Annotated in this window: 20 protein-coding genes and 1 pseudogene; 5 read left to right on the top strand and 16 right to left on the bottom strand. The window is 68.6% G+C overall.

What is annotated here, in order from left to right; translation table 11 throughout:
• Nucleotides 1-100: 100 nt before the first annotated feature.
• Together ACWDX9_RS07835 and ACWDX9_RS07840 are read left to right on the top strand one after the other, a co-directional pair.
• Nucleotides 101-535 carry a hypothetical protein gene (locus ACWDX9_RS07835; RefSeq protein ID WP_449950294.1) on the top strand — a complete coding sequence of 145 codons (435 nt, stop codon included), beginning with the start codon at nt 101-103 and terminating at the stop codon, nt 533-535.
• 604 nt (nt 536-1139) lie between these two features.
• Nucleotides 1140-1817 (top strand): AAA family ATPase, encoded by a 678-nt coding sequence (locus tag ACWDX9_RS07840; protein ID WP_449950297.1) that lies wholly within the window; start codon nt 1140-1142, stop codon nt 1815-1817.
• A gap of 68 nt (nt 1818-1885) precedes the next feature.
• On the opposite strand, the gene ACWDX9_RS07845 is transcribed toward ACWDX9_RS07840, so the two are convergent.
• Nucleotides 1886-2170, bottom strand: a complete 285-nt coding sequence (locus tag ACWDX9_RS07845; RefSeq protein WP_449950300.1) for a hypothetical protein — start codon at nt 2168-2170, stop codon at nt 1886-1888.
• Between the two features lie 3 nt (nt 2171-2173).
• On the opposite strand from ACWDX9_RS07845, the gene ACWDX9_RS07850 reads away from it, so the two are divergent.
• Entirely contained in the window at nt 2174-2557 is a 384-nt protein-coding gene (locus tag ACWDX9_RS07850; RefSeq protein ID WP_449950302.1) for a DUF4345 family protein, read from the top strand.
• 412 nt (nt 2558-2969) lie between these two features.
• Complete coding sequence (locus ACWDX9_RS07855) at nt 2970-4334, top strand: aspartate aminotransferase family protein (RefSeq protein ID WP_449950303.1); 1365 nt, start codon at nt 2970-2972, stop codon at nt 4332-4334.
• Here the strand turns inward: ACWDX9_RS07855 and ACWDX9_RS07860 are convergent.
• Both ACWDX9_RS07860 and ACWDX9_RS07865 read right to left on the bottom strand, forming a co-directional pair.
• Nucleotides 4299-4472: a hypothetical protein gene (locus tag ACWDX9_RS07860; protein WP_449950306.1), complete on the bottom strand. Its 174-nt coding sequence runs from the start codon at nt 4470-4472 to the stop codon at nt 4299-4301. The genes ACWDX9_RS07855 and ACWDX9_RS07860 overlap by 36 nt on opposite strands.
• 160 nt (nt 4473-4632) lie before the next feature.
• Nucleotides 4633-5598 (bottom strand): ketopantoate reductase family protein, encoded by a 966-nt coding sequence (locus ACWDX9_RS07865; protein ID WP_449950309.1) that lies wholly within the window; start codon nt 5596-5598, stop codon nt 4633-4635.
• Between the two features lie 90 nt (nt 5599-5688).
• Here ACWDX9_RS07865 and ACWDX9_RS07870 point away from each other — a divergent pair, with 90 nt between their 5' ends.
• Nucleotides 5689-6258, top strand: coding sequence for a TetR/AcrR family transcriptional regulator (locus ACWDX9_RS07870; RefSeq protein WP_449950311.1), 570 nt, complete (start codon nt 5689-5691; stop codon nt 6256-6258).
• A gap of 148 nt (nt 6259-6406) precedes the next feature.
• Here the strand turns inward: ACWDX9_RS07870 and ACWDX9_RS07875 are convergent, their stop codons facing one another.
• The 13 genes and pseudogenes from ACWDX9_RS07875 to ACWDX9_RS07935 all read right to left on the bottom strand — a co-directional run bounded on the left by ACWDX9_RS07875 (nt 6407) and on the right by ACWDX9_RS07935 (nt 21706).
• Nucleotides 6407-6667 carry a hypothetical protein gene (locus ACWDX9_RS07875; protein ID WP_449950420.1) on the bottom strand — a complete coding sequence of 87 codons (261 nt, stop codon included), beginning with the start codon at nt 6665-6667 and terminating at the stop codon, nt 6407-6409.
• Nucleotides 6668-6830: 163 nt separating this feature from the next.
• Nucleotides 6831-7712: a carbohydrate ABC transporter permease gene (locus ACWDX9_RS07880; protein WP_449950314.1), complete on the bottom strand. Its 882-nt coding sequence runs from the start codon at nt 7710-7712 to the stop codon at nt 6831-6833.
• Nucleotides 7712-8629, bottom strand: coding sequence for a carbohydrate ABC transporter permease (locus ACWDX9_RS07885; RefSeq protein ID WP_449950316.1), 918 nt, complete (start codon nt 8627-8629; stop codon nt 7712-7714). The genes ACWDX9_RS07880 and ACWDX9_RS07885 overlap by 1 nt, the downstream gene beginning before the upstream one ends.
• 102 nt (nt 8630-8731) lie before the next feature.
• Complete coding sequence (locus ACWDX9_RS07890; protein ID WP_449950319.1) at nt 8732-10096, bottom strand: ABC transporter substrate-binding protein; 1365 nt, start codon at nt 10094-10096, stop codon at nt 8732-8734.
• Between the two features lie 148 nt (nt 10097-10244).
• A complete protein-coding gene (locus ACWDX9_RS07895; protein ID WP_449950322.1) occupies nt 10245-12407 on the bottom strand; it encodes an alpha/beta hydrolase in 2163 nt (720 codons plus the stop codon).
• Between the two features lie 182 nt (nt 12408-12589).
• Nucleotides 12590-13576 (bottom strand): LacI family DNA-binding transcriptional regulator, encoded by a 987-nt coding sequence (locus ACWDX9_RS07900; protein ID WP_449950324.1) that lies wholly within the window; start codon nt 13574-13576, stop codon nt 12590-12592.
• A gap of 356 nt (nt 13577-13932) precedes the next feature.
• Nucleotides 13933-14258, bottom strand: a pseudogene (locus tag ACWDX9_RS07905) (alkaline phosphatase family protein); the annotation flags it as partial.
• 77 nt (nt 14259-14335) lie between these two features.
• Complete coding sequence (locus ACWDX9_RS07910; protein ID WP_449950327.1) at nt 14336-15343, bottom strand: sugar phosphate isomerase/epimerase family protein; 1008 nt, start codon at nt 15341-15343, stop codon at nt 14336-14338.
• A complete protein-coding gene (locus tag ACWDX9_RS07915) occupies nt 15340-16362 on the bottom strand; it encodes a Gfo/Idh/MocA family protein (RefSeq protein ID WP_449950330.1) in 1023 nt (340 codons plus the stop codon). Before ACWDX9_RS07915 ends, ACWDX9_RS07910 begins: the two co-directional genes overlap by 4 nt.
• Nucleotides 16359-17420: an ABC transporter substrate-binding protein gene (locus ACWDX9_RS07920; RefSeq protein ID WP_449950333.1), complete on the bottom strand. Its 1062-nt coding sequence runs from the start codon at nt 17418-17420 to the stop codon at nt 16359-16361. Before ACWDX9_RS07920 ends, ACWDX9_RS07915 begins: the two co-directional genes overlap by 4 nt.
• A 48-nt stretch (nt 17421-17468) precedes the next feature.
• Nucleotides 17469-18479 (bottom strand): ABC transporter permease, encoded by a 1011-nt coding sequence (locus ACWDX9_RS07925; RefSeq protein ID WP_449950336.1) that lies wholly within the window; start codon nt 18477-18479, stop codon nt 17469-17471.
• A complete protein-coding gene (locus tag ACWDX9_RS07930) occupies nt 18472-20019 on the bottom strand; it encodes a sugar ABC transporter ATP-binding protein (RefSeq protein ID WP_449950423.1) in 1548 nt (515 codons plus the stop codon). The genes ACWDX9_RS07925 and ACWDX9_RS07930 overlap by 8 nt, the downstream gene beginning before the upstream one ends.
• Nucleotides 20020-20383: 364 nt before the next feature.
• Nucleotides 20384-21706, bottom strand: coding sequence for an ROK family protein (locus ACWDX9_RS07935; RefSeq protein ID WP_449950339.1), 1323 nt, complete (start codon nt 21704-21706; stop codon nt 20384-20386).
• Between the last annotated feature and the right edge of the window lie 158 nt (nt 21707-21864).

Consider the following 21864-nt stretch of genomic DNA (forward strand, 5'->3'; position numbering starts at 1 on the left):
ACCCTGCGCCAGCGGCTCAGGAGCGCATTCGCCTTGGGGATGAACGCGTCGCCCATCTCCTGGTTCTCCTTCAACCTTGATCTTGCTACTCGAAGGATCTGTGAGTCTGGTGGTGGCGCTTGAAGAGAACATGCGCTTCGCAGGCTCCGCCGCTGCGATCCTCGCAGTTGTCACCATGTCCATGACGTCGGCCACCACAACCGCAACAGCCGCCACTATCTACGCCTCCGCGTGCAAGACCGGCTCCGTCTGCGTATATGGCTATCCGGACTACAGCACGCCGAAGCTGACTACCGGCACGATCAACCGCTGCACCGCGTTGCCCGGCAGCAGCGGCGGCCAGCCGGTCAGGAACCTCTCCCGCTACGAGGTGATCTTGTACGCAGGGCGCAGCTGCGACGATCCCATCCGCATCCTTCCCGCCGGGGACGCCACACCCAGCACCTCCCGCATCGTGCGATCGGTCAAGCTGGTGGGTGACATCGCAGCCGTTCTAGGACGTAGTGCCACCCCGAAGAGATCGCCCCGGCCGTGACCCGGCTGGCCGAAGATCAAGCCCACTATGTCTCGCCGGATGGGTGCGTCTCGGCGCCGCCCCAGCGTCGTAACGACGGCGAGGATGTTCCACAGGTCGCGTCGCTCGCCAACGGCTTAATGTCAAGCCGCCCGAGCTCCTGGTTCCTGACAGCTACTTTGCGGCTGATGGCACGAACCCGAGCGGAGGGCCGGCCGGAGTGTGCTCACGCGCGCGGAGACCGGTCCGTGCACCCGTTCTGGGATGTCACTGGACCCAGGAATGGGCCCCTCAACGCGGTGGACACCGACGACGTCGACGACGATGAGGACGACTTGGAGCCGCTGCACGGATCGGTGGCAGGCCCGAACGGTCACCGATCGCGGCCGCGGTCGACGACCAGGCTGGTGCTGTCGGGTATTGTGGCGGCATGGATTGCATCGCCGCTATGAACATCCGCGCCGCCGCTTAGCGGCGGTATCGCGGTTGCCGTAAACCGCGGCCTCATTGCCTGCCCCGCTGGGTCAGTGCCAGGGCGTACCGCCGGATCAGTGTCCCGCCGGCAGCCCAATCGCGTGTCTCGCTGTGCTGCCGGATCGTCCCGCGTGATCCGGGGAGCAAATCCATGTCGCAGCAGTTCCATCCAACGCACCAAGATCCTTTCCCTCGCGCGTCCGAGGCATTCCTCGCCGTCGCCGACAAGCCGGCCGCAGCCACCGCGAAAGCGAAGCCGAACCATGACGTGCAGTCCGAACCCAAGCTTCTCCTGATGGTCGGGCTCCCCGGCGCCGGAAAGACCACCCGGGCCGAAGAACTCGCCGCGGCGCACCGCGCGCTGCGGCTGACCCCGGACGAGTGGATGATCTCCCTGTTCGACGGGTCGCAGCCCGACGGCAAGCGCGACATCCTGGAAGGACGGCTCATCACACTAGCCCTGCAGGCGCTGCAACTGGGCACCAACGTCGTGCTCGACTTCGGGCTCTGGAGCCGCGACGAACGGTCGGCACTGCGCTGGCTGGCAACATCAGCCGGGGCAGCCTGCCAAGTCATCTACCTGCCCATCGACAAGGACGTCCAACGCGCCCGGATCGCCCACCGCCAGGCAACCGCACCGCACACGACATTTCCGATGAGCGAAGCGGACATCGACAAATGGCGCAAGCAGTTCCAGGCACCAGATGCCGCCGAACTCGGCGGCGGCGACATCCCCGGTCCGCCACCGGGGTGGCTGGGCTGGCCGGAGTGGGCCGCGGACCGATGGCCCTCGCTTGCACACGGCAATACCTCCGAGGCGCGGAGGTGACATCGGCCGGCGGCTGAGTGACGGATCCGTCGGGCACCGGCAAGAGTGTGTCCACGCCTCGGCGAAACCTACGTGGAGGAGGCCGTGGTCGTGGCCGGTGAGCAGGACAGGTACCCGCCGGGGCCGGGAGCGGGCTCGGCGGGGCGGCGGATCTCCTGGTGGACCGCGGCCATGACCAGATGGCCGTCATCGAGCAGGTCGGGCAGGTCGGCGGCGGACAGGTGCCGTAGCACCTGGGCCCGCAGGCCGGGGAGGACGTCGCCCGCCGCGCCGACCTCGCGCTGTCGGCGGTCGGCGCGCTGTGGCGCGCGTGGCGGGCCGGCCCGGTGTCCCGATCGCTTGTGTACGGTCACGGCATGAGTCTTGGACGAGTCAGCAGCGGGGCATTGTTGCTTTCTGGCATGGCCGGTGTGCTCATGCCCGAGAGCGTCGGCGCGAACCTCAAGATCGATGCGAGTGAGGCGCGGGGCCGAGCGGAGATACGGGCCGGCCTCGGCGGGACGTTTGCCGCGCTCGGCGGATGGGCGCTGGTCCGCGACACCCCGCAGGCGAACGCCGCCGTGGCGGTGACGTGGCTCGGCGCGGCAGCGGTCCGGCTGGCCGCGCTGGCGGTCGACCGGCCCCGGACGGATCGCTCCTACTGGGCCTACCTCGGCCTCGAACTCACCCTTGGCGGTGCGGCGCTGCTGGCGGCACGGACACAGCAGTTCACTGATGACCCGGGCGCCGGCAGGCTCTGAGGCGCGCCGATGATCAGGAGCGGCGTCCGTGACCGGCAGTCGTGCGCACGGCGGGTCGCTGCATGAGCCCGAGGCGGTGCCGCGGCCGGTCACCGATGGGGCGCGCGTCAAGGTGCGGTGAGGAGGTGTTCGATCAGGCCGCCGCGCAGGGTGAACCGACCGCCAGGCAGGACATCCCGACGCGAGGCACCCCAGCGACGACGCCGGCGCCGGACTCATCGGCGCGCCGGCGCGGCCTCGGCTACACCAACTCGCTGCGCACCGGACCAGACCCCCACCCTCTGAGGCAACCCCACGCCCGCGGGCGCAGGCGGCCGCCAGACTCGAGGACCGCCAAGCCGAAGCCACAACACGCGGACCAGCGGGCGGGCCGCCGGGGTGGAACTGGCGTGATGCCTGCCGATGATCGACGATGGCATCGAGCGAGCCGTTCGGCGTCGTCGCCGGGCGCGGTCAGGGAGGATGGGCGATGGACACGACGTTCTGGGACGAGGCGGACCGCGTTCTGATCCGTTACGGAGTCGGCTTCACCCCGAGGGTCATCGAACGGGCCCGCGGCGCGTACGTCTATGACCGCCAGGGCACGCCGATCCTCGACTTCACCTCGGGGCAGATGAGCGCCATCCTCGGGCACGCGCACCCGGACATCGTGGCGACGGTGTCGTCGGCGGTGGCGTCGCTCGACCACCTCTACAGCGGCATGCTCAGCGCCCCGGTGGTGGAGCTGGCGGGCAGGCTCACCGCGACCCTGCCCGCCACGCTGGGCAAGATGCTGCTGCTCACCACGGGCGCCGAGGCGAACGAGGCCGCGATCAAGATGGCCAAGCTGTGCACGGGCAGGTATGAGATCGTCTCGTTCGACCGCTCCTGGCACGGCATGACCCAGGCAGCGGCCTCCGCGACGTTCTCGGCCGGGCGGCGCGGCTACGGTCCGCCCGCCCCGGGGAACCTCGCGCTGCCCACGCCGAATGCCTACCGTTCGCCGTTCCGGCACTCCGACGGGTCCTACGACTGGGAGGCCGAGCTGGCCTACGGCTTCGCCCTGGTCGACCAGCAGTCCGCCGGAAGCCTGGCCGCCTGCCTCGTCGAGCCCGTCCTGTCCTCGGGCGGGATCATCGACCCACCGCCCGGCTACCTGCGCCGTCTCAAGGAGATGTGCGAGGAGCGCGGGATGCTGCTCATCCTCGACGAGGCGCAGACCGGTCTCGGCCGCACCGGCACGATGTACGCGTTCGAGCGCGACGGCGTCACCCCCGACGTCCTGACGCTGTCCAAGACCCTCGGCGCCGGGCTGCCCGTAGCGGCCGTCGTCACGACCGCCGAGATCGAGCAGGTCTGCCACGAGCGGGGGTTCCTCTTCTACACCACGCACGTCTCCGACCCGCTGGCCGCCTCCGTCGCGCTGACCGTCCTCGACGTCATCGACCGGGACGGCCTCGTCGAGCGCGCCGCTCGGCTGGGCGGCCAGCTCACCGAGCGACTGCTGGCGCTTCGCGACGCCTACGAGGTCGTCGGCGACGTACGCGGCCGTGGCCTGCTGCAAGGCGTCGAGCTGGTCCGGGACAAGAAGAGCAAGGCCCCCGCCGACGCGCTGGGCAAAGCGGTCACCTCGGCCTGTCTCGAACGGGGGCTGCACATGAACATCGTCCAGCTCCCCGGGATGGGCGGCATCTTCCGCATCGCCCCGCCCCTCACGATCAGCGACGACGAACTCCACACCGGCGTGGACCTCCTCGAAGCGTCATTGAAGGCCGTACTCGACACCACCGCCCGGTGAGGCCGCCCAGGCCCACCCGCCGTCGGGCGGACGAACCCGCGAGACCGGCTCTTCCTCGCGGATCTCTTCGTACGCCGGCGGCGGCGCGAACGGGCACGTATGGGCCATGGGGAACTCGTGCTTCTCGGCGGCAGTCATGACTTTTCCTTCCACGACGTCACGGACCGGCGATAGAGGCTGGACAGCGAAAAGCCATGTGTGAACGGCAGTCGGTCGACCGGTGCGACCGGCTTCGGCTCTGGGATGCGGCGGACCAAGCAACCGCGATGGACCACCGGGACCGACAACATCGGTGGATTCAGACTCGACCCGTCCCCTCACGAGCGAAGTTCGGTTCCGCCGCTTCCAGTCGCGGTACCGAGATGCCCAACCGTCGTGCTTCGGCCAGGGTGTCCCGGCAGACCTCACTCGGCTCCTCGGCGTCGGGGTCGGAGTGCGCCGCGAAATTCACGCGCAGCGGCGTGACATGAGCAGTCAGCCAGGCGAGCACGGGGGCCATCAGCCAGGTGGGCGCCCGGAACAGCAGCACACCGCCCCGGTGACGTCGCAGGTCGAGGCCGCGCGCCTGGAGAAGCGGCAGCAGCTCGCGGCCGGCCAGCAGCGCCTCGCGGAAGTCGCTCGTCGACCCGGCCAGCTTGGACAGGGAACCCAGCCGCAGGCCCTGCGAGAACAGGCCGGCATCCGACACGAAATGGACCCACAGCCAGCCGCGGAAGTCAGGCTGCTCCTTGATCCGGAGCCCGGCCTCGCGAAACGCCTGGCGCACGGCCCGCTCCCGGTCGGTCGGGGGCTGGCCGAGGGTGCCGAAGATGACCGACGGCAGCAGCCCTCCACGGAGTACGCCGTCCGCGCCGAAACCGCCACCAGCTTGGGGAAAGCCCCAGGCGACCTGGTCGGCGGGGAGTGCGCCGATCGCGGCGAGCGGCTCGGTCCAGATGTTGCCGAAGATCAGCACCGTGGCCTGGCCGACACGCGGGGACAGGAAGGCCGTCGCGCCTGCGAGGCGGTGGTGGGGCACGCTGAGCACGATCAGGTCGAAGTCGTGGTCCGGCTCCAGCGCCTCGCGGTAGCGCACCGGCCACTTCTCGACGACACGCCACCCCCACACCCGCCGCCGCGTATCGAACAGGTCGAGGTCCACCGCGTCCCCGTACGTCGCCGCGCGACCCGGCCGGACGTAGAACTCGACGTCATGTCCCGCCTGTCGCAGGGCCCAGCCGTAGATGGTGGCGATCACGCCTCGGCCGAACATCAGGATCTTCACCCTGCACCTCCGTGGGGTACCATCGATTTGGAGACCATCTCCACTTTGAAAATATGGAGGTCATCTCCATTTGTCAACGCGAGGTAGCGCATGACCGCCGACAAGCCGCTGCGGGCCGACGCCCAACGCAACCGCGATGTCCTGATCGCCAAGGCACGAGAGGTCTTCGACGCCGGCGACTTCTTCGACCTGCGCTTCGACGACTTCGCCCGCCTGGCCGGGGTGGGCACCGGCACGCTGTACCGCCACTTCCCCACCCGGGAGGCACTGGCCGAGGCGGTCTACCACGGGGAAGTCGCCGCGCTGAGCAACCGCGCCCGCCAGCTACAGGCCACGCTGCCCGCGGCGGAGGCTTTGGCAACCTTCCTTCGCGGCATGGTCGACCACATGGATGCCCATCAGGGCCTGGCCCGGACGCTGGCCACGCTCATGGCCGATCGCTCGGGCGTCCTCGCCGAGGGCAGCCGGGCGCTGGAGCAGGCTGTCACCGACCTGGTGGCCGCCGCTGTGAAGGACGGCGCCGTCCGCGACGACGTGGATGCCGGTGCCGTCATGATGGCACTGCACGGCATCGGTGCGGCCCATGACCGCCCCGGTTGGCGAGCCGAGGCCGACGATGTCATCACCCTCGTGCTGGACGGGCTGCGCCGCCCGCTATGACAAGGTGCGACACGAGGTCGCATGCCGCGAGCGGAGGATCCGGTTAGTGGTACGGCGGCGACGATGCGTGTGGGGGTGCGAAAACCCGGATGCGACCTCTGGCCTGCGGTTATCCGCCACGTCTGTGCGGCCCGCCGGTACTGGTTGATCAGACCGTCGAGTGTCTGCCGGCGTTGCAGGCGGACCTGATCGAGATCGCTGGGTGCAGCCGGGGTGTGTGATGGTTGAGGCGGTCGACGGTCTCGTGAGCGATGGGACGGTGCCGGTTGTCATGCCGCTCGTGTGTCCGCAGGACGCGGCGGAGATGGTTTTCACCGTAGATCAGCAGCCGATCGGTGCATTCCCTTCGAACGGTGCCGCCCCAACGCTCGGCTATCGCGTTGGCTCGCGGCGCACGAACGGGCGTCATGATGATGCGAGCACCGAGTGAGGTGAACACCTCGTCAAAGCTGGAACGTCCTCAACCAGGGCCCGCCCGCTGCACGCGGACGGGCTGCCCGGGCTCCGCCTCGAACTCGTGCCGCACCAGGTCACCGGACACCTGGTCTACGAGCCATCCCTGTTCTGAGGCCCTATCTCAGGCCGCCGACGGACAGGCCGCCGCGCCAGTGTCGCTGAAGCGTGAAGAAGGCGATGACGAGCGGGATGACCGACACGAGCGCGCCCAGGATGATGAGGCTCCAGAGGGACGTGCTGCCCGCGTTGTTGGCCGAGGCGATGCCCTGCCACATGCCGAGCCCGACGGTGACGGGGAAGAGGCGGTTGTCGGAGAGCATGGCGAGGGGCAGGAAGTAGTTGTTCCAGGAGGCCACGGCGGACAGGAGCAGCACCGTGACCACCGCCGGCCGCATCAGCGGAAAGGCGACCTGGACGAACGTCCGGATCTCCCCCGCCCCGTCGGCCCGCGCCGCGTCCAGGATCTCGTCGGGGACCGCGTCACGCGCATATACGTGCATCAGATAAACGCCGAACGGGTTGAGCAGTGAGGGCAGGATCACCGCCCAGATCGTGTTGGTCAACCCCAGTTGCGAGAACATCATGAAGGTAGGAATCACCAAGGCCGTCGCGGGCACCATCAACGCGCCGAGCACGAGGGCGAAGGAGAAACGCCTGGCGGCGAAGCGGTATTTGGCGAATCCGTAGCCGGCCATGACGGACAAAACCGTGGCCCCGGCCCCGCCCGCGATCGCGTACAGGGTGGAGTTGAGGATCCACCTGCCGTAGATGCCATTGTCGTAGGTGAACAACTGCCGCAGGTTGCCGAGATAGTCGATGTGGTCGGCGAACCACAAGGTGTTGCCGCCCCCGAACAGTCCGGGGGCGTCCTTGGAGCTGTTCACGATGACCCACCAGAACGGCACCAGGAAATACACGACCAGAAAGCCGAGGAGCACCTGCAGCGGGAGGTGGCGTGACGGCCGGCGGCGGGCGCCGGCCAGGGAGCGGTCACTCATCACAGAAAGCTCCTCCGCTTGCGAGTGAAGAACAGGAAGGCGTAGACGCCGACGAACACGATCCCGCCGAGAGCGAAGGAGATCGCCGATCCGTAGTTGAAGTTCGCGAGTGCGAACGCCTGCTGGTACGCGTACATGTTGGGGGTGAAGTCAGGACCGATCGTGCCGGCCGCGAGGGAGCGCAGGATTTGCGGTTCGTTGAAGAACTGCAAGGTGCCGATGAGCGAGAAGACCAGGATCAGGACCAGCGCGGGGGTGATCAGCGGGATCTTGATCCGCAGCGCGATCTGCCACTTGCCGGCGCCGTCCATGCGGGCGGCCTCGTAGAGCGCCGGGTCGATGCCCTGGAGCGCCGCGTACAGGATGATCATGTAGTAACCGGCCCACTGCCAGGTGACGACGTTGACCAGGCCGTAGAAGATCAGGTTGGTGCTCAGGAAATCAGGCGGCGTGGTGCCGAACCAGTCGAAGACGTCGGTGAGCGGCCCGAAGCTCTTGCTGTACAGGAATCCCCACATGACCGCCCCGATGACTGTGGGAATCGCGTAGGGAAGGAAGATCATGAGGCGCGAGAAGCGGGTGAACAGGGAGGTCACGGCGTCCAGGATCAACGCCATCGCGAGCGCGACGATGATCTGCAGCGGGATGGACACCAGCGAGAAGCGGATGACGAACCACGACCCCGAGAGGAAACTGGGGTCGGTGAACGCCTTCACGTAGTTGTCGAGAAAGACGAAGCTGGTGCCGCCGATCAGCTTCTTCTGGAAAAGACTCAGATACAGCGCGTACCCGAGCGGCGCGATGAGCAACGCCAGGAAGACGATCCCGAATGGCCCGACGAAGAGCCACCCCATCAGATGCTCACGGAGGCGCACCTTACCGCGGATCTTGTGCGTCTTCTCTTGGGTGCTGGACACACCCTCTTCTAGCAGGAGGGACATCTTGGGCTCCGGGAAGTCGATGCGGGAAAACAGCGGGCGGGCCGGCCGGCCTCAGACGGCGCGGCCCCACCCTGCTCGTCACTGAACGGTGAAACCTTGCTCTTTGGCGTACTTCACCACGTCTTCCTGCAGCCGGTCGGCGGCCTGCGCACCGGTGACGGAGCCCTCGATGAGCGCGCTGACCTGCTTCGTCAAGGCGTCGAAGTAGTACTGGCCGAACGGGCTGTAGGTCATGCCCTTGTAGGCGTTCGCCGCGGGCACGTAGACCTCCTTGTTCGCCTGCTGGCCGTCGAAGAACGCCACCTTCAGGTTCACGAACTCGGGGGAGTTGAGCGCCTTGAGGTTCAGCGGGAAGATGATCTGGTTGGTCCAGCCGTCGGTGAGCGACTCCTTGTCGGCGTACAGGCCGTACGCCACCTTCGCCGCGAGTTCGGGGTTCTTCGCCTGGCTCGTCACGGAGAAGGCGGACCCGCCCCAGTTCACCTGCACCGGGTTGGCGGGATCCCACTGCGGGAGCGGCGCCACCGCGAACTTGCCGGTGTCCTTGCCCTTGCCGACACCGGCACCGGTGAGGTAGCCGGGCGCCCACGCCGCCGAGATGTACGTGGCGTATTTGCCGTTGATGACGCCGGAGATGTACTCGGGGGTGAACTGGTCCTGTGTCCCGACCAGCCCCTTCTTCGCCAGGCGCGCCCAGTAGTCGAGCACGTCCTTGGAGCCCTGGTCGTTCAGCTTGACGCCGACCTTTTCTGGCTGCGCCGGGTCGTAGGCGAACGGAGACGCGCCCTTCTGTATCTGCAGTGCCATCGTGAGGGCTGAGACGTTCGCGGCGAAGTCGCCGAAGTGCGGGCCGCCCGCGTCCTTCATCTTCTGCGCGGCCTGCTCGTACTCGTCCCAGGTCTTCGGCGGCTTGATGTCGTACTTCTCGAAGAGGTCCTTCCGGTAGATCATCGCCATCGGACCACCGTCGACCGGCACGCCATAGACCGCCTGACCGACGGAGACGTCCTTCCACGCGCCCTCGCTGTAGTCGGCCTTGACGCGGTCATAACCGTACTGCTTGATGTCGACGAGCGACTTCTGGATCTGGAAGGTCGGGATCCGGTCCATCTCGATCATGATGACGTCGGGCGCCCCGGTGCCCGCCGAGATGGCCGTCTGGAACTTGTCGTACTCGTCGCCGCCCTGGCCGACGTTGGTCCAGCAGACCTGCACCTCACCGTTCTGCTTGTTGAAGTTGTCGACGACGAGTTGCATGTTGGGGTACCAGCCCCACATCGTCACGACCGGCAGGTTCTTCTTGGGGATCGTGTTCGTGCAGTTGCTGGCGACGGCGTTTCCGCTCGGGTTGCTCGCGCTGCCGGCCTGCTGGCCGGAGGAGCAGGCGGCGAGCGCGGAGGTGGCGGCGAGCAGGGCCGCCGCGATGATCCTGTTTTTCGTCATTGGCTTGTTTCCCTTGGGGATCGCTGAAGGAGAGCGATCGAACGGGACGGGGAACAGGTGAAGCCACCCGTGCCCCGCCCTCGTGTCGATTCTCTTGTGAGCGCTAACATCGCCCCGGGTGCGATATGTCGCCCGGGCCGGGCTTATGTCAGCGCTTGAACAGGCGCGGTGCCAGATCGATGAGGTTCTTCTGCCACACGTCCCAGCCGTGCGGCCCCGGGGTGACCCCGTCGAACTCGTAGCGGATACCGAGGTTGTTCAACGTGGTCAGGGACGTCATGAACGACGGGTAGACGAAGTCGGTCTGGTCGCCGACGTACAGGCGCAACAGCTTGGTCCCGTTGTTGATCGCCTGCGCGTCGACGCCGGCGCCGCTGCCGAACCCGGCCGAGAACGCCGCGACGTACGCGAACTGACCCGGGCGCGCCTTGAGCAGCGTGAGCGTCTGCCCGCCTCCCATCGAGAGGCCGGCGAGGGCCTGCCGCGACGGGTCGCTGGAGATGTGGTACCGGGCACGGGCCGCCGGAACGATGTTCTCCAGCAGTTCCTTGGTGAAGTCGGACACGTTGCCGTTGCCCATCACCACCACCATCGGCATCAGGTCCCCGTCGAGGAACCGGTGGTCGAGGATCTGCTTGGCGCGGCCCATCTCCACCCAGTCGGTGTAGCTCTGGCCGCTACCGTGCTGGAGGTAGAAGACGGGGTACGGCTCCGCGCGGTTCGGGTCGTATCCCGGCGGGGTCCAGACCAGCGCGGTCCGGTCCTGGTTCGCGACGGTGCTCCGGTACGTCAGGCTCTCCACCTTTCCGCCCTGGCCGGCGGGCACGTCGGAGAGCAGCCGCGACCTCTCGCCATTGACGAGGAAGGTGCTCCAGGTCGGCTCGGAGGTCACCTTCGTCGGGTTCGACACGTCCTTGACCGAGACGCCGTCCACCATCAGCCGGTAGTAGTAGAACCACGGGTCGAGCGGACCCACGGTCGCCCGCCACCGGTCGCCCTCGCGCGACAGCCGGACGCGCAGCCAGCTCCCGTTGGGAGCCCAGTTCGCCCACACCTTGACGCGTTGGGCGTCCTTGAAGTCGGTCGTCGTCTCGAAGGTGACGAAGCGGTCCTCGCTCACGAACGGCGTCGGCGTGGTGCCGGGGGCCGGCGGGTTGAACTCGCCCTTCAGCCGCCCGTGACCGGCGCTCGGGCCGTGGTCCGGCACCTTGCGGAACAGCCGCGGCACGAAGTCAATGAGGTTCTCCTGCCAGGCGTTCCAGTTCGCCCCGGCGTCGGGGTTGACCCCGTCGAACTCGTACGTGATCCGGGCGCGGTCCAGCGCCTTCGTCAGCCGGCTGGTCGCGTTGTACGCGGGATCCGTCACGTTCCCGGTGTACAGGCGCAGCAGCTTGATCGCGTGCGCGTCCGGCCGGCCGACGCCGTCCGCCAGCAGACCCGAGAACGAGCCGGCGTAGGCGAACTGAGCCGGGTGGGCCAGTGCGGCACGTAGCGCCTGCGTCCCACCCTCGGCCACTCCGGCGATCGCCTGGTGCGCCGCGCCGCGGTGCACGCGGTAGCGCTCCGTGACGGCCTTCTGGAGCTCCTTGTCGCCGGCCGCCGCGTCACCGTCGCTGATCACGACCACCATCGGCTCCATGGACCGCTGAGCCGACAGGTTGTCGAGGATCTGCTTGGCGCGACCGAGGTCGAGCCAGTCGGTGGCGCTCACACCGGTGGCGGACTGCAGGAACAACACCGGGTAGGCGTTGGAGCCCTTGCCCGAGTACGCCGGCGGCAACCACACCAGCGCCGACCGCTCCTGGCCCTTGGTCCGGTAGGTGAGGGTCTCGACCTTGCCGCCCTGCCCTTGAGGCACGTCCGCGAGCAGGCGCACCGAGTCGCCCGCCACGAAGAAGGTGCTCAGGAGCGGCTTGGACGCGACGCTCGTACCGTTCGTCGGGTCCTTGAGACCCTTGGTGTCATCGCCCGTGACCTGGTAGGTGTACAGCCCCGGCTTGAGCGGGCCGAGGACCCCGGAAAAGGCGGTGCCCCGGCGGGTAAGGCCGAACTCCGCCCAGGTGAAGGAGGGCCCGAAGTTCCCCTCGATGACGACCCCGGACACCTGGCCCACGGCTGCCTCGACGGAGGCCACCGGAACGGTGAACGACGCGTAGCCGTCCTCGGAGACGCTGAGCCATGGCGTGTCCGCCGCCGCCGGCCGTGGCGCGAGCAGCACTGCCGCGATCAGCATGACTCCGGCGGCGATCGCCACCGCGAATCGGCGTACGCCAATAGGCCGCGAACTGCCGTGATAGGCTAATGAACGCATGTTTAACTCCCTTGATGGCTGGCCGCGGATAGCACCCGCCTGGCCGACCTGACTCATTGGTGAATGTGCTGCGGGTTTCTGTGTGCACGTACCTCCATGGGTAAGGGGATTTGCATCTGAACGCTCGGTGGCTCGAGCGTTCAGATGTGTCCGGGCGCCACACTGTGTGTGATGCCCCGCTTTCAGGGCGTTCTGGGTGCCGCGGTGGAGCCGCGTACCACCAAGCGGATGGGAAGCACTATCTGGTGTGGGCCCTCCCAGCTACCGTTCACGAGCGACCTCAGCATGCGGGCGGCCTCGAACCCGAGCCGGTACATCGACTGGTCCACCGTGGTCAGCCCCGGATCGCTCAGCGCCGACTCCGGTATGTTGTCGAACCCGGCGAGCGACAGGTCGCCGGGAACGCTGAGCCCCAGTTCCTTCGCGACGTCCAGGGCCTTCAGGGCCATCCCGTCGCTCGCCGCGAAGATCGCCGTCGGACGGTCCTCCCTGTCCATCAGCGCCCGTGCGAGCGGGACCGCTGACTCGGGGTTGAAGTCGCCCCTGGCGATCAACGTGGGGTCTACCGGCACCCCGGCTGCGGCCAGTGCTCTGCGGTATCCCTCTTCGCGCAACCATGCGGCCTCCAGATTGGACCTGCCCGCGATGAATGCGATCCGCCGATGCCCCAGAGCGAGCAGATGCTCGACAACCGCGGTGCCCCCCGCGAGGTTGTCCGCCGTCACCGACGGCACCGTCGAGTCCCGCGCCGGATCGATGGCCACGATCGGGGTGTTGCTCCGCATGTCGCCTGAGGGCGTGATCACGATACAGCCGTCGGTGAGCGTGCCCGACAGGCGGGCGAGATGCCGCCGCTCCCAGCCCTCGGAGTACGTTCCGTAGAGGTCGCTGTTGGCGTAGATGATCAGGTCAAAACCCGACTGGGTCAGCGCCTCCATCACGCCCTTGAGCACTTCGGCCGTGTAGGACTGGAAGCTGTGGCTCACCAGGCCGAGGACGTTGGTGCGGCTGCGCCGCAGGCTGGTGGCCACCAGGCTCGACTCGTAGCCGAGGTGCTCGATGGCCGAGCGGACCTGTGCGATGGTGCTCGCGCTGACGCCGTAACGGCCGTTGACCACTCGCGACACGGTCGCGGTCGAGACGCCCGCTAATCGCGCGACATCGCTCATCGTTACCGGCGTGCCGACCTCGGCCATGCAGCCCTCACTAGTTGCAATCGTTATCGGTTACGTTTGCAGCGTCACCGTAAGCGATAACTTTTGCCGATACAAGACCTTTTCGGCCGACCGAACATCACGAATTGGACCAGCTGGAACGCTGGGCGTATCAGTGCGACGGGGCGGGCTGGACGCCGTCCGCCATGCCGAGCACGGTCTTGACGGCCATCCGGCCCATGCCGACGAGAGACTGCCGGACGGACGTGAGCCGGGGCGTCGCCCGTCCCCAGGCGCGATCCTCTCCATGAGATCAGCGCGGTGTCAGGCGGAGCAGCAGGTCCTTGACCGCTGCCGGCGGACGGGGCAGAGCAGAGCAGTACCGGCGCGTCGGCGGGGTCCGCGGGAGCAGCCCATGTGAGCCGCGTACGGCGCGAGCACCCTGGTCGAGGCCGACGACGTTCATGAGGTAGCGCAGGCCGAGCTTCTCGCGCAGCAGTGCCGCGCCGGCCCTGAACCACTCCTCGGGCTCGGCGAGCAGGACCAGTTGGCCGGTGCGGGGGTGGTCCAGGCCGTGCGCCTTCTTTCCGCCTTCGTCGAGCACCTCGGCGACGGCCGGCACGTCGGCGGGGTCGGAAACGTAGACGTGCGCCACCTGGTGGTCGGCGACGGCGAACGCGTGCGAGGTCCACGGGTCCTCTCGCGATCGTTCACCGGGACGGTGGGCGGCGGCCACTGTACGGCCACTGTGCGGCCGCCGCCCGGCGTGGTGGGTCATTCGGAGGAGAAGGCGGCGTCGAAAGCGGCGGCCGGTGGGGTGATGGCGTTGAGCGAGCGGATGTAGGCGAGGGATTCCGGCGCGCCGTGCAGCCGGTCCATGCCCGCGTCCTCCCACTCGATGGAGATCGGGCCGTCGTAGCCGATGTGGTTGAGCGCGCGGAAGCACGCCTCCCACGGCACGTCGCCCCGGCCTGTGGACACGAAGTCCCAGCCACGCCGAGGGTCGGCCCACGCCAGGTGGGAGGCCAGCCGGCCGCGCCGGCCGTCGCGGGTGGCCACCCGGGCGTCCTTGCAGTCCACGTGGTAGATCCGGTCGGCGAAGTCGAGGATGAAGTTCGCCGGGTCCAGGTCCTGCCACACCATGTGCGACGGGTCCCAGTTCAGGCCGAAGGCCGGCCGGTGCCCGATGGCCTCCAGCGTCCGCACCGTGGTGTGGTAGTCGTAGGCGATCTCGCTCGGGTGCACCTCATGGGCGAAGCGCACCCCGACCTCGTCGAAGACGTCGAGGATCGGGTTCCACCGGTCGGCGAAGTCGGCGTAGCCCGCCTCGATCATCGACGGGGGCACCGGCGGGAACATCGCCAGCGTGTGCCAGATGGACGAGCCGGTGAAGCCGACGACGGTCGTGACGCCGAGCGCGGCCGCCGAGCGGGCGGTGTTCTTGATCTCTTCGGCGGCACGCCGCCGTACGCCTTCGGGTTCGCCGTCACCCCAGATGCGGGCGGGCAGGATGCCCTTGTGGCGCTCGTCGATGGGGTGGTCGCAGACCGCCTGGCCGACCAGGTGGTTGGAGATCGTCCACACACCGAGGTTGTACTTGGCCAGGGTCTCCTTCTTGCGTTCGATGTAGGAGTCGTCCGCGAGGGCCCTGTCGACCTCGAAGTGGTCGCCCCAGCAGGCGATCTCCAGGCCGTCGTAGCCCCACTCCGACGCCAGCCGGCAGACCTCCTCGAACGGCAGGTCCGCCCACTGCCCGGTGAACAACGTGACCGGCCTCGTCATGATCCCTCCACAGTGATGAAGCGGCTGTCCTCAGCCGCGCTCTGCTCGACGGCCGCCAGCACCCGCTGCACCCGCAGGCCGTCCTCGAAGGACGGTGTGGGGTCGGTGCCGGCGGCGATCGCCTCCAGGAAGTCCTTCGTCTCGTGAACGAAGGTGTGCTCGTACCCGAGGCCGTGGCCCGGCGGCCACCACGCCCCGGCGTACGGGTGGTCCGGCTCGGTGACCAGCACCCGCCGGAATCCGTGCTCGGCGCTGTCGATGGTGTGGTCGTGGAACCACAGGTCGTTCATCGACTCGAAGTCGAAGGCCAGGCTGCCCAGGGCGCCGTTGATCTCGATGCGCAGCGCGTTCTTGCGCCCGGTCGCGAAGCGGGTGGCCTCGAAGGAGGCCAGCCCGCCGCCGCTGAGCCGTCCGATGAACAGCGCCGCGTCGTCCACGGTGACCGTGCCCCTCCCGGTTCCGCCGCCGGCCGAGAGCCCGGCCGAACTGGCCGCCAGGGGACGTTCCTTGACGAAGGTCTCGGTCAGCGCCGCCACCCCGGTCAGCCGCTCACCGGTGATGAACTCGGCGACGTCGATGACGTGAGCGCCGATGTCGCCGAGGGCCCCGGAGCCGGCCTTGTCCTTCTGGAGCCGCCAGACCAGGGGAAACTCGGGGTCGACGATCCAGTCCTGCAGATACTGCGCCCGTACGTGCCGGATCGCGCCGAGCATGCCCTCTTCGACGAACCGCCGGGCCGGCGCCGCGACGGCGATCTCGGCGTGCGAGTCGCCGGGCGTGCAGATGTCGACGATCTGCACGTCGTCGCGGTCGAGGAGGCGCTTCGAGCCGGTCTCCGCGCCGGCCCACCCCAGCTTCTCGGCGGCCCGCGCGGTCGCCTCGGCGGATCTGCCGGCCACGGCCACCATCGAGGGCCTGAGCGGCGGGTCGAAGAACGCGTCCACGCTGCGCCACGCCTGGGAGTGGGTACGGCCCATGAACGCGTAGCCGACCATGCCGATCCCGACGACAGGCCTCACGACTCGAACCCGAGGGGCAGGTACTGGCCGGCGTTGTCCTTGGTGATGGTCTCCGAAGCCAGGGTGATCGACTGCGGCACCTGCTGCTCCAGCAGGTCGCTCATGCCCTTGCCCTGGGCGATCAGCCGGGCGATCTTGATCGCCGAGGCGGCCATGGTGGGGGGATAGGTGACGGTGGCCTTCAGCACGCCGCTGTCGGCCTGGATGTCACGCATCGCGTTGGCCGAGCCCGCGCCGCCGACCATGAAGAACTCGTTGCGACCGGCCTCCTTGATCGCCGCCAGCACGCCGATGCCCTGGTCGTCGTCGTGGTTCCAGATCGCGTCGATCTTCTTGTGCGCCTGGAGCAGGTTGGCGGCCACCTGCGTCCCGGACTCCACCGTGAACTTGGCGTCCTGTTGCGCGGTCACCTTGAAGCCGTACGTCTTCAGCGCGTCGGCGAAGCCCTTGCTGCGGTCCTGGGTCAGCGGCAGCGTGGCGATGCCCTGGATCTCCAGGATGACCGGGTTGGAGACGCCCTTGTCCTTCAGCGTCTTGCCGATGTGGTGTCCGGCGGCCACACCCATGCCGTAGTTGTCCCCTCCGATCCAGGCCCGGTAGGACAGCTTGTCCGGGAAGACGCGGTCCACGTTGACCACCGGGATGCCCGCGTCCATGGCCTGCCGGGCGACCTGGTTGAGCTGCTGGCCGTCGTTCGGCAGGATCACCAGCACGTTGACCTTCGCCTGGATCAGCGACTCCACCGCCGAGATCTGCTGGTTGATGTCGTTGGTCGGCTCGACCGGCTTGAATTCGACGTCGGTGTACTGCTTGGCCGCGTCCGCCGCGTTCTTGCTGATGGCGGCGATCCAGCCGTGGTCGGCGGCCGGGGCCGAGAAGCCGATGACGACCTTCTCGCCAGGGGCGTCGTTGCCGTCCTTGGCCGCGGGAGCGGCGGCGGGCGCGCTCGCCTGCTGGGTGGCGACCGGCTCGTTGCTGGTGCAGGCGCTGATGAGGGCACCCGCGCCGAGGGCGGCGCCGCTGAAGAGGAAGCCGCGCCGGGCGACGTTCTTGTCCATGTCTTCTCTCCTTGCTGAAGCCGGAAGGCTTGCGATCCGGCCCTGGTGTCAGGTGTGTGTTTTGAGGCTTCGCCGCTGCAGCAGCACGGCGGCGACGATGATCGCGCCCTTGGCGATGAGCTGGTCGGCGGTGTTCAGGCCGTTCAGGATGAACAGGTTGGTGATCACAGTGAAGATCAGCAGACCCAGGATCGACCCGATGATCGTGCCCCGGCCGCCGCTCAGCAGCGTCCCGCCGATGATCACCGCGGCGATCGCGTCCAGCTCGTACAGGTCGCCGTGTGTGGACGATCCGGTCGTGGTCCTGGCCATGATCAGCACCGCGGCGATCCCGCAGCACAACCCCGACAGGGCGTACAACAGCAGCGTGTGCCTGCGCACGTCGATGCCGGCCAGGCGGGCGGCCTCGGGGTTGCCGCCCACCGCGTAGGTGCGCCGGCCGAACGTCGTGCGGTTGAGCACCAGCCAGCCGAGCAGCACCGCCAGCGCGAACACGTACACCAGCAGCGGCAGCCCGAGCACCCGCGTGGTCGACAGGCTCACGATCATCGAGTTGTCCTGCTGCACGAGCTGTGTGCGCTGGTTGGACATCCGCTGCGCCAGGCCGCGCCCGGCCACCATCATCGCCAGCGTCGCGATGAATGGCACCATCCGGCCGTAGGCGATCAAGATCCCGTTCAGCAGCCCCGCGCCGGTGCCCACCAGCACCGCGCACACGATCATCACGACCGGCCCGTAGGACTGGGTCGCCAGCGTGGTCGCCCACACCGACGCCAACGCCATCAGCGCGCCCACCGACAGATCGATGCCACCACCGATGATCACGAACGTCATGCCAACAGTGATCACCCCGATGGTCGAGGCCAGCGCCAGGATGCTCACCAAGTTGGAGGAGGTGGCGAAGTTCTCCGGCCTCGTCACCAATCCCACGATCGCCAGCAGTGTCAACGCCGCGACCAGCCCCAGATGCCGGACGTCACCCAGCCGGCCGAACCGCCCGCCCGGTCCCGCCGCCTTCAATCGCGGACCTGTGGGCGCGGCCCGATCAACCTCAGTCATGCGATGCTCCTTCGGTGGGGGGATTGGCCACATCGGATCCGGGCCTCTGTCCTGCGGAGACCATCACCAGGTCGAGCACCCGGTGCTCGTCCAGGTCCTCGGCCGGCGCCTCATGGACGATCCGGCCCTCGCGGATGACCAGCACGCGGTCGGCCAGGCCCAGCACCTCAGGCACCTCGCTGGACACCAGCAGCACACCGATGCCGTCGTCGGCCAGCTTGCGCACCAGCGCGTACAGCTCGGCCCGGGCACCGACGTCCACCCCACGCGTGGGCTCGTCCAGCAGCAGCAGCTTGCGGTCCTCGGCCAGCCAGCGTCCCAGCACCGCCTTCTGCTGGTTGCCGCCCGACAAGGTCCTGATCGGCCGGCGCGGATCGGGCGGGCGAATGTCCAGCGCCTGCGACACCCGTTCGGCCTCGGCGAACTCGGCCCGGCGGTCGAGCCAGCCCAGCCACCGTGGCCTGGTGTAGCGGCTCAGGCTCGCCAGCGTGATGTTCTGCGCGACGGGGTGGTCCAGCAGCAACGCCTGCGCCTTGCGCTCCTCGGGGGCCAGGCCCATACCCATCCGCACCGCTCGGGTCGTGCTGCCCGGCCGCACCGTCCGCCCATCGAGCACGACCCGGCCACCGGCCCGTCGCGCGCCGTAGATCGCCTCGATGATCTCGCTGCGACCGGAGCCGACCAGGCCCGCCAGGCCGACGATCTCCCCGGTCCTGATGCTGAACGACACGTCCGCGAACCGGCCGGGCAGCGTCAGGTTCTCCACCCGCAGCACCTCGGGCCGCCCCTCGTGGGCTCCCCTGCCCGGCCGGGGCGGGAAGACGTACTCGACATTGCGGCCGGTCATCAGCGCCACGATCTTCGAGGTCGGGGTGTCCTTGGCCGCCAGCCCCACCGCGACCGTGCGCCCGTCCTTGAGCACGGTGACCCGGTCGCCGATCTCGCGGATCTCCTCCAGCCGGTGGGAGATGTAGATCACCGCCACGCCCTGGGAGGTGAGGTCACGGATCACCCGGAACAGGTTGCCGACCTCGTCGTGGTCCAGCGCGGCCGACGGCTCGTCCATGATGATCACCCGGGCCGAGTGCGACAGCGCCCTGGCCATGCTGACGATCTGCTTGTGGGCCGGAGACAGCGCGCCCACCTCGGTGCGGGGGCGGATCTCGCCGTGCCCCAGCCGCTCGAGCAGCTCGGCCGTCGCCCGGTCGGCCTCGGCCCGGCGGGAGAACCCGAAGGTCGCCAGCTCGTGGCCGAGGAAGATGTTCTCCGTCACGCTCAACCCGTCCACCAGATCGAGTTCCTGGTAGATGGTGGCGATTCCGTGGCTCATCGCCGCGGTCGGCGGCGCCAGCCGTACGGGCGAGCCGTCGAGCAGCACCTCGCCCTCGTCGGGTTCGTGGGCACCGGACAGGATCTTGATGAGCGTGGACTTCCCGGCGCCGTTCTGGCCGAGCAGGCAGTGCACCTCTCCGGCTCTGACCTCAAGGTTCACGCCGTCCAAGGCGCGCACGCCCGGGAACTGCTTGACGATTCCTCGCATCACGAGCAGCGATGACGAGTCGGATGGTGACCGCGGCACAGAGGCCTCCCTCGGTTACGGTGTGGCCGTGTCCGTCTGATGGCCCCGCCCGCCTGACGGCGCCGGTGGCACCACCGCGACGGCACCGAGGTCGGCGTCAACGGTGCCGGTGCGGCTTCGGGTGACCGATCAGGCGAGCGGGACGTTCTGGGTGGGGAAAGGGGCACGGGAGTTTCCCGTCCACCTGGCCGCATGCCCCATGGCCGCGGCACGCGAAATGGGCGAGGCGGTGCGGAACAGGACGGTCAGGCCGACGGGAGGTTCAGGGAGCGGGCGGTAGATCGGGACCGCGTGGCGGACACGCGGGTCAGGCTGACTGTGGCGATCAGGCCATCGGGGTTCCCTCGATGACCCCGATGGTTGGAGACGGTCGGATCGAGATGCTTGTGGGGTCGGACAGTGCTCGTTCCACGACGACACCGGCCGCTCCGCGTGAGGCGGCGCCGAAGCCGAGGTCGGAGGCGGCGAACCGGCAGCGCTCGACGGCGTCGCTCATGCCCAGGCGTGCCAGCGTCTGTTGCGCTGCGGGGATGATCAGGTCGGCGAGTCGCGCGAAGTACCCGCCCAGCACGATCACCCGTGGGTTGAAGAGGTTGACCAGCATGGCCGCCCCGATTCCGAGCCACCGGCCCACCTCCGCGGCGGCGGCGTCGACGCGGGGATCTCCTTCGGCCCATCGGTGCTCGATCTCGGCCAGCCGCTCCTCCGGGTCACGGACGAGTTGCGGGCCTGTGCCGTACGCGCGGTCCGGTGTGGCCATGCGGACCAGCGCGGCCAGCCCGACTTTGGTCTCCCAGCAGCCGACCCGGCCGCAGCGGCACGGCTCGCCGGAGGGATCGATCACGACGTGGCCGACCTCCCCCGCGAATCCGTCCGCTCCGCCCAGCAGCCGGCCGCCGGCGATGACGCCGCCGCCGATGCCCACCTCGCCTGTGAGGTAGACCAGGTCGGAGGTGCCCGCGGCGACGCCCGAGGTGTACTCGGCCAGAGCGGCGAGGTTGGCGTCGTTGTCCACCGCGACGGGGATGTCCGCGGCGATGTTCGCGTGGGAGAGCCGCTCCGCCACCGCCACCCCGCGCCAGCCGAGGTTCGGGGCGACGACGACGGTGCCGGTGGCGGCGTCGATCAGGCCGGGGACAGCCACGATGATCCCGGCCGGCGTGATCCCGAGCCGGTCGAGGTCGGCGACGGTCCTCTCGGCCATGCGGGCCAGCTCGTCCAGCGAGCGTTCCGGGCCGGAGCCCATGGCGTCGAAACCGATGCGCCGGTCGATGATCACCCTGCCGGCCAGGTCGGTGGCGATCGCGGCGATGTAGTCGACGTTGACCTCCATGCCGAGGGCGCCGACCCGGGAGCCGTCCAGGGCGAGCGCGACACCCGGGCGGCCGACGGAGCCGGCGTGCTGCGGCCCCATCTCCTTGACCAGTCCGCGCGCCTGCAGCTCGCTCACCAGACTGGTGACGGTCGCCTTGTTCAGCCCGGTCGCGGCGGCGACGGCCGATCGGGTGCACGGGCCGCACGCGCTGACGTGACGCAGCACGAGGGCGAGGTTGGAACGGCGCACGGTGGCCTGATCCGCGGGGACTCCCGCCGACCCGCCGCGACTCATCGAGTCGGTCGCGTGGCCGTCGGCCCGGCTGTGGTCCACGCTCCTCCTCGATTAGTTCGGATGGCTAGCCGAATTAAAGGCACGACTTCCGGCGGGCACAAGTATTAAATCGTTCGTAACTTGCATAACGTTCCGATAACCAGAGCGAGAAACGGGGCCGAAGTGCACGGAAGCGAGCGATGCCAACTCGTTACGGA

Source organism: Nonomuraea sp. NPDC003201 (assembly GCF_053590415.1).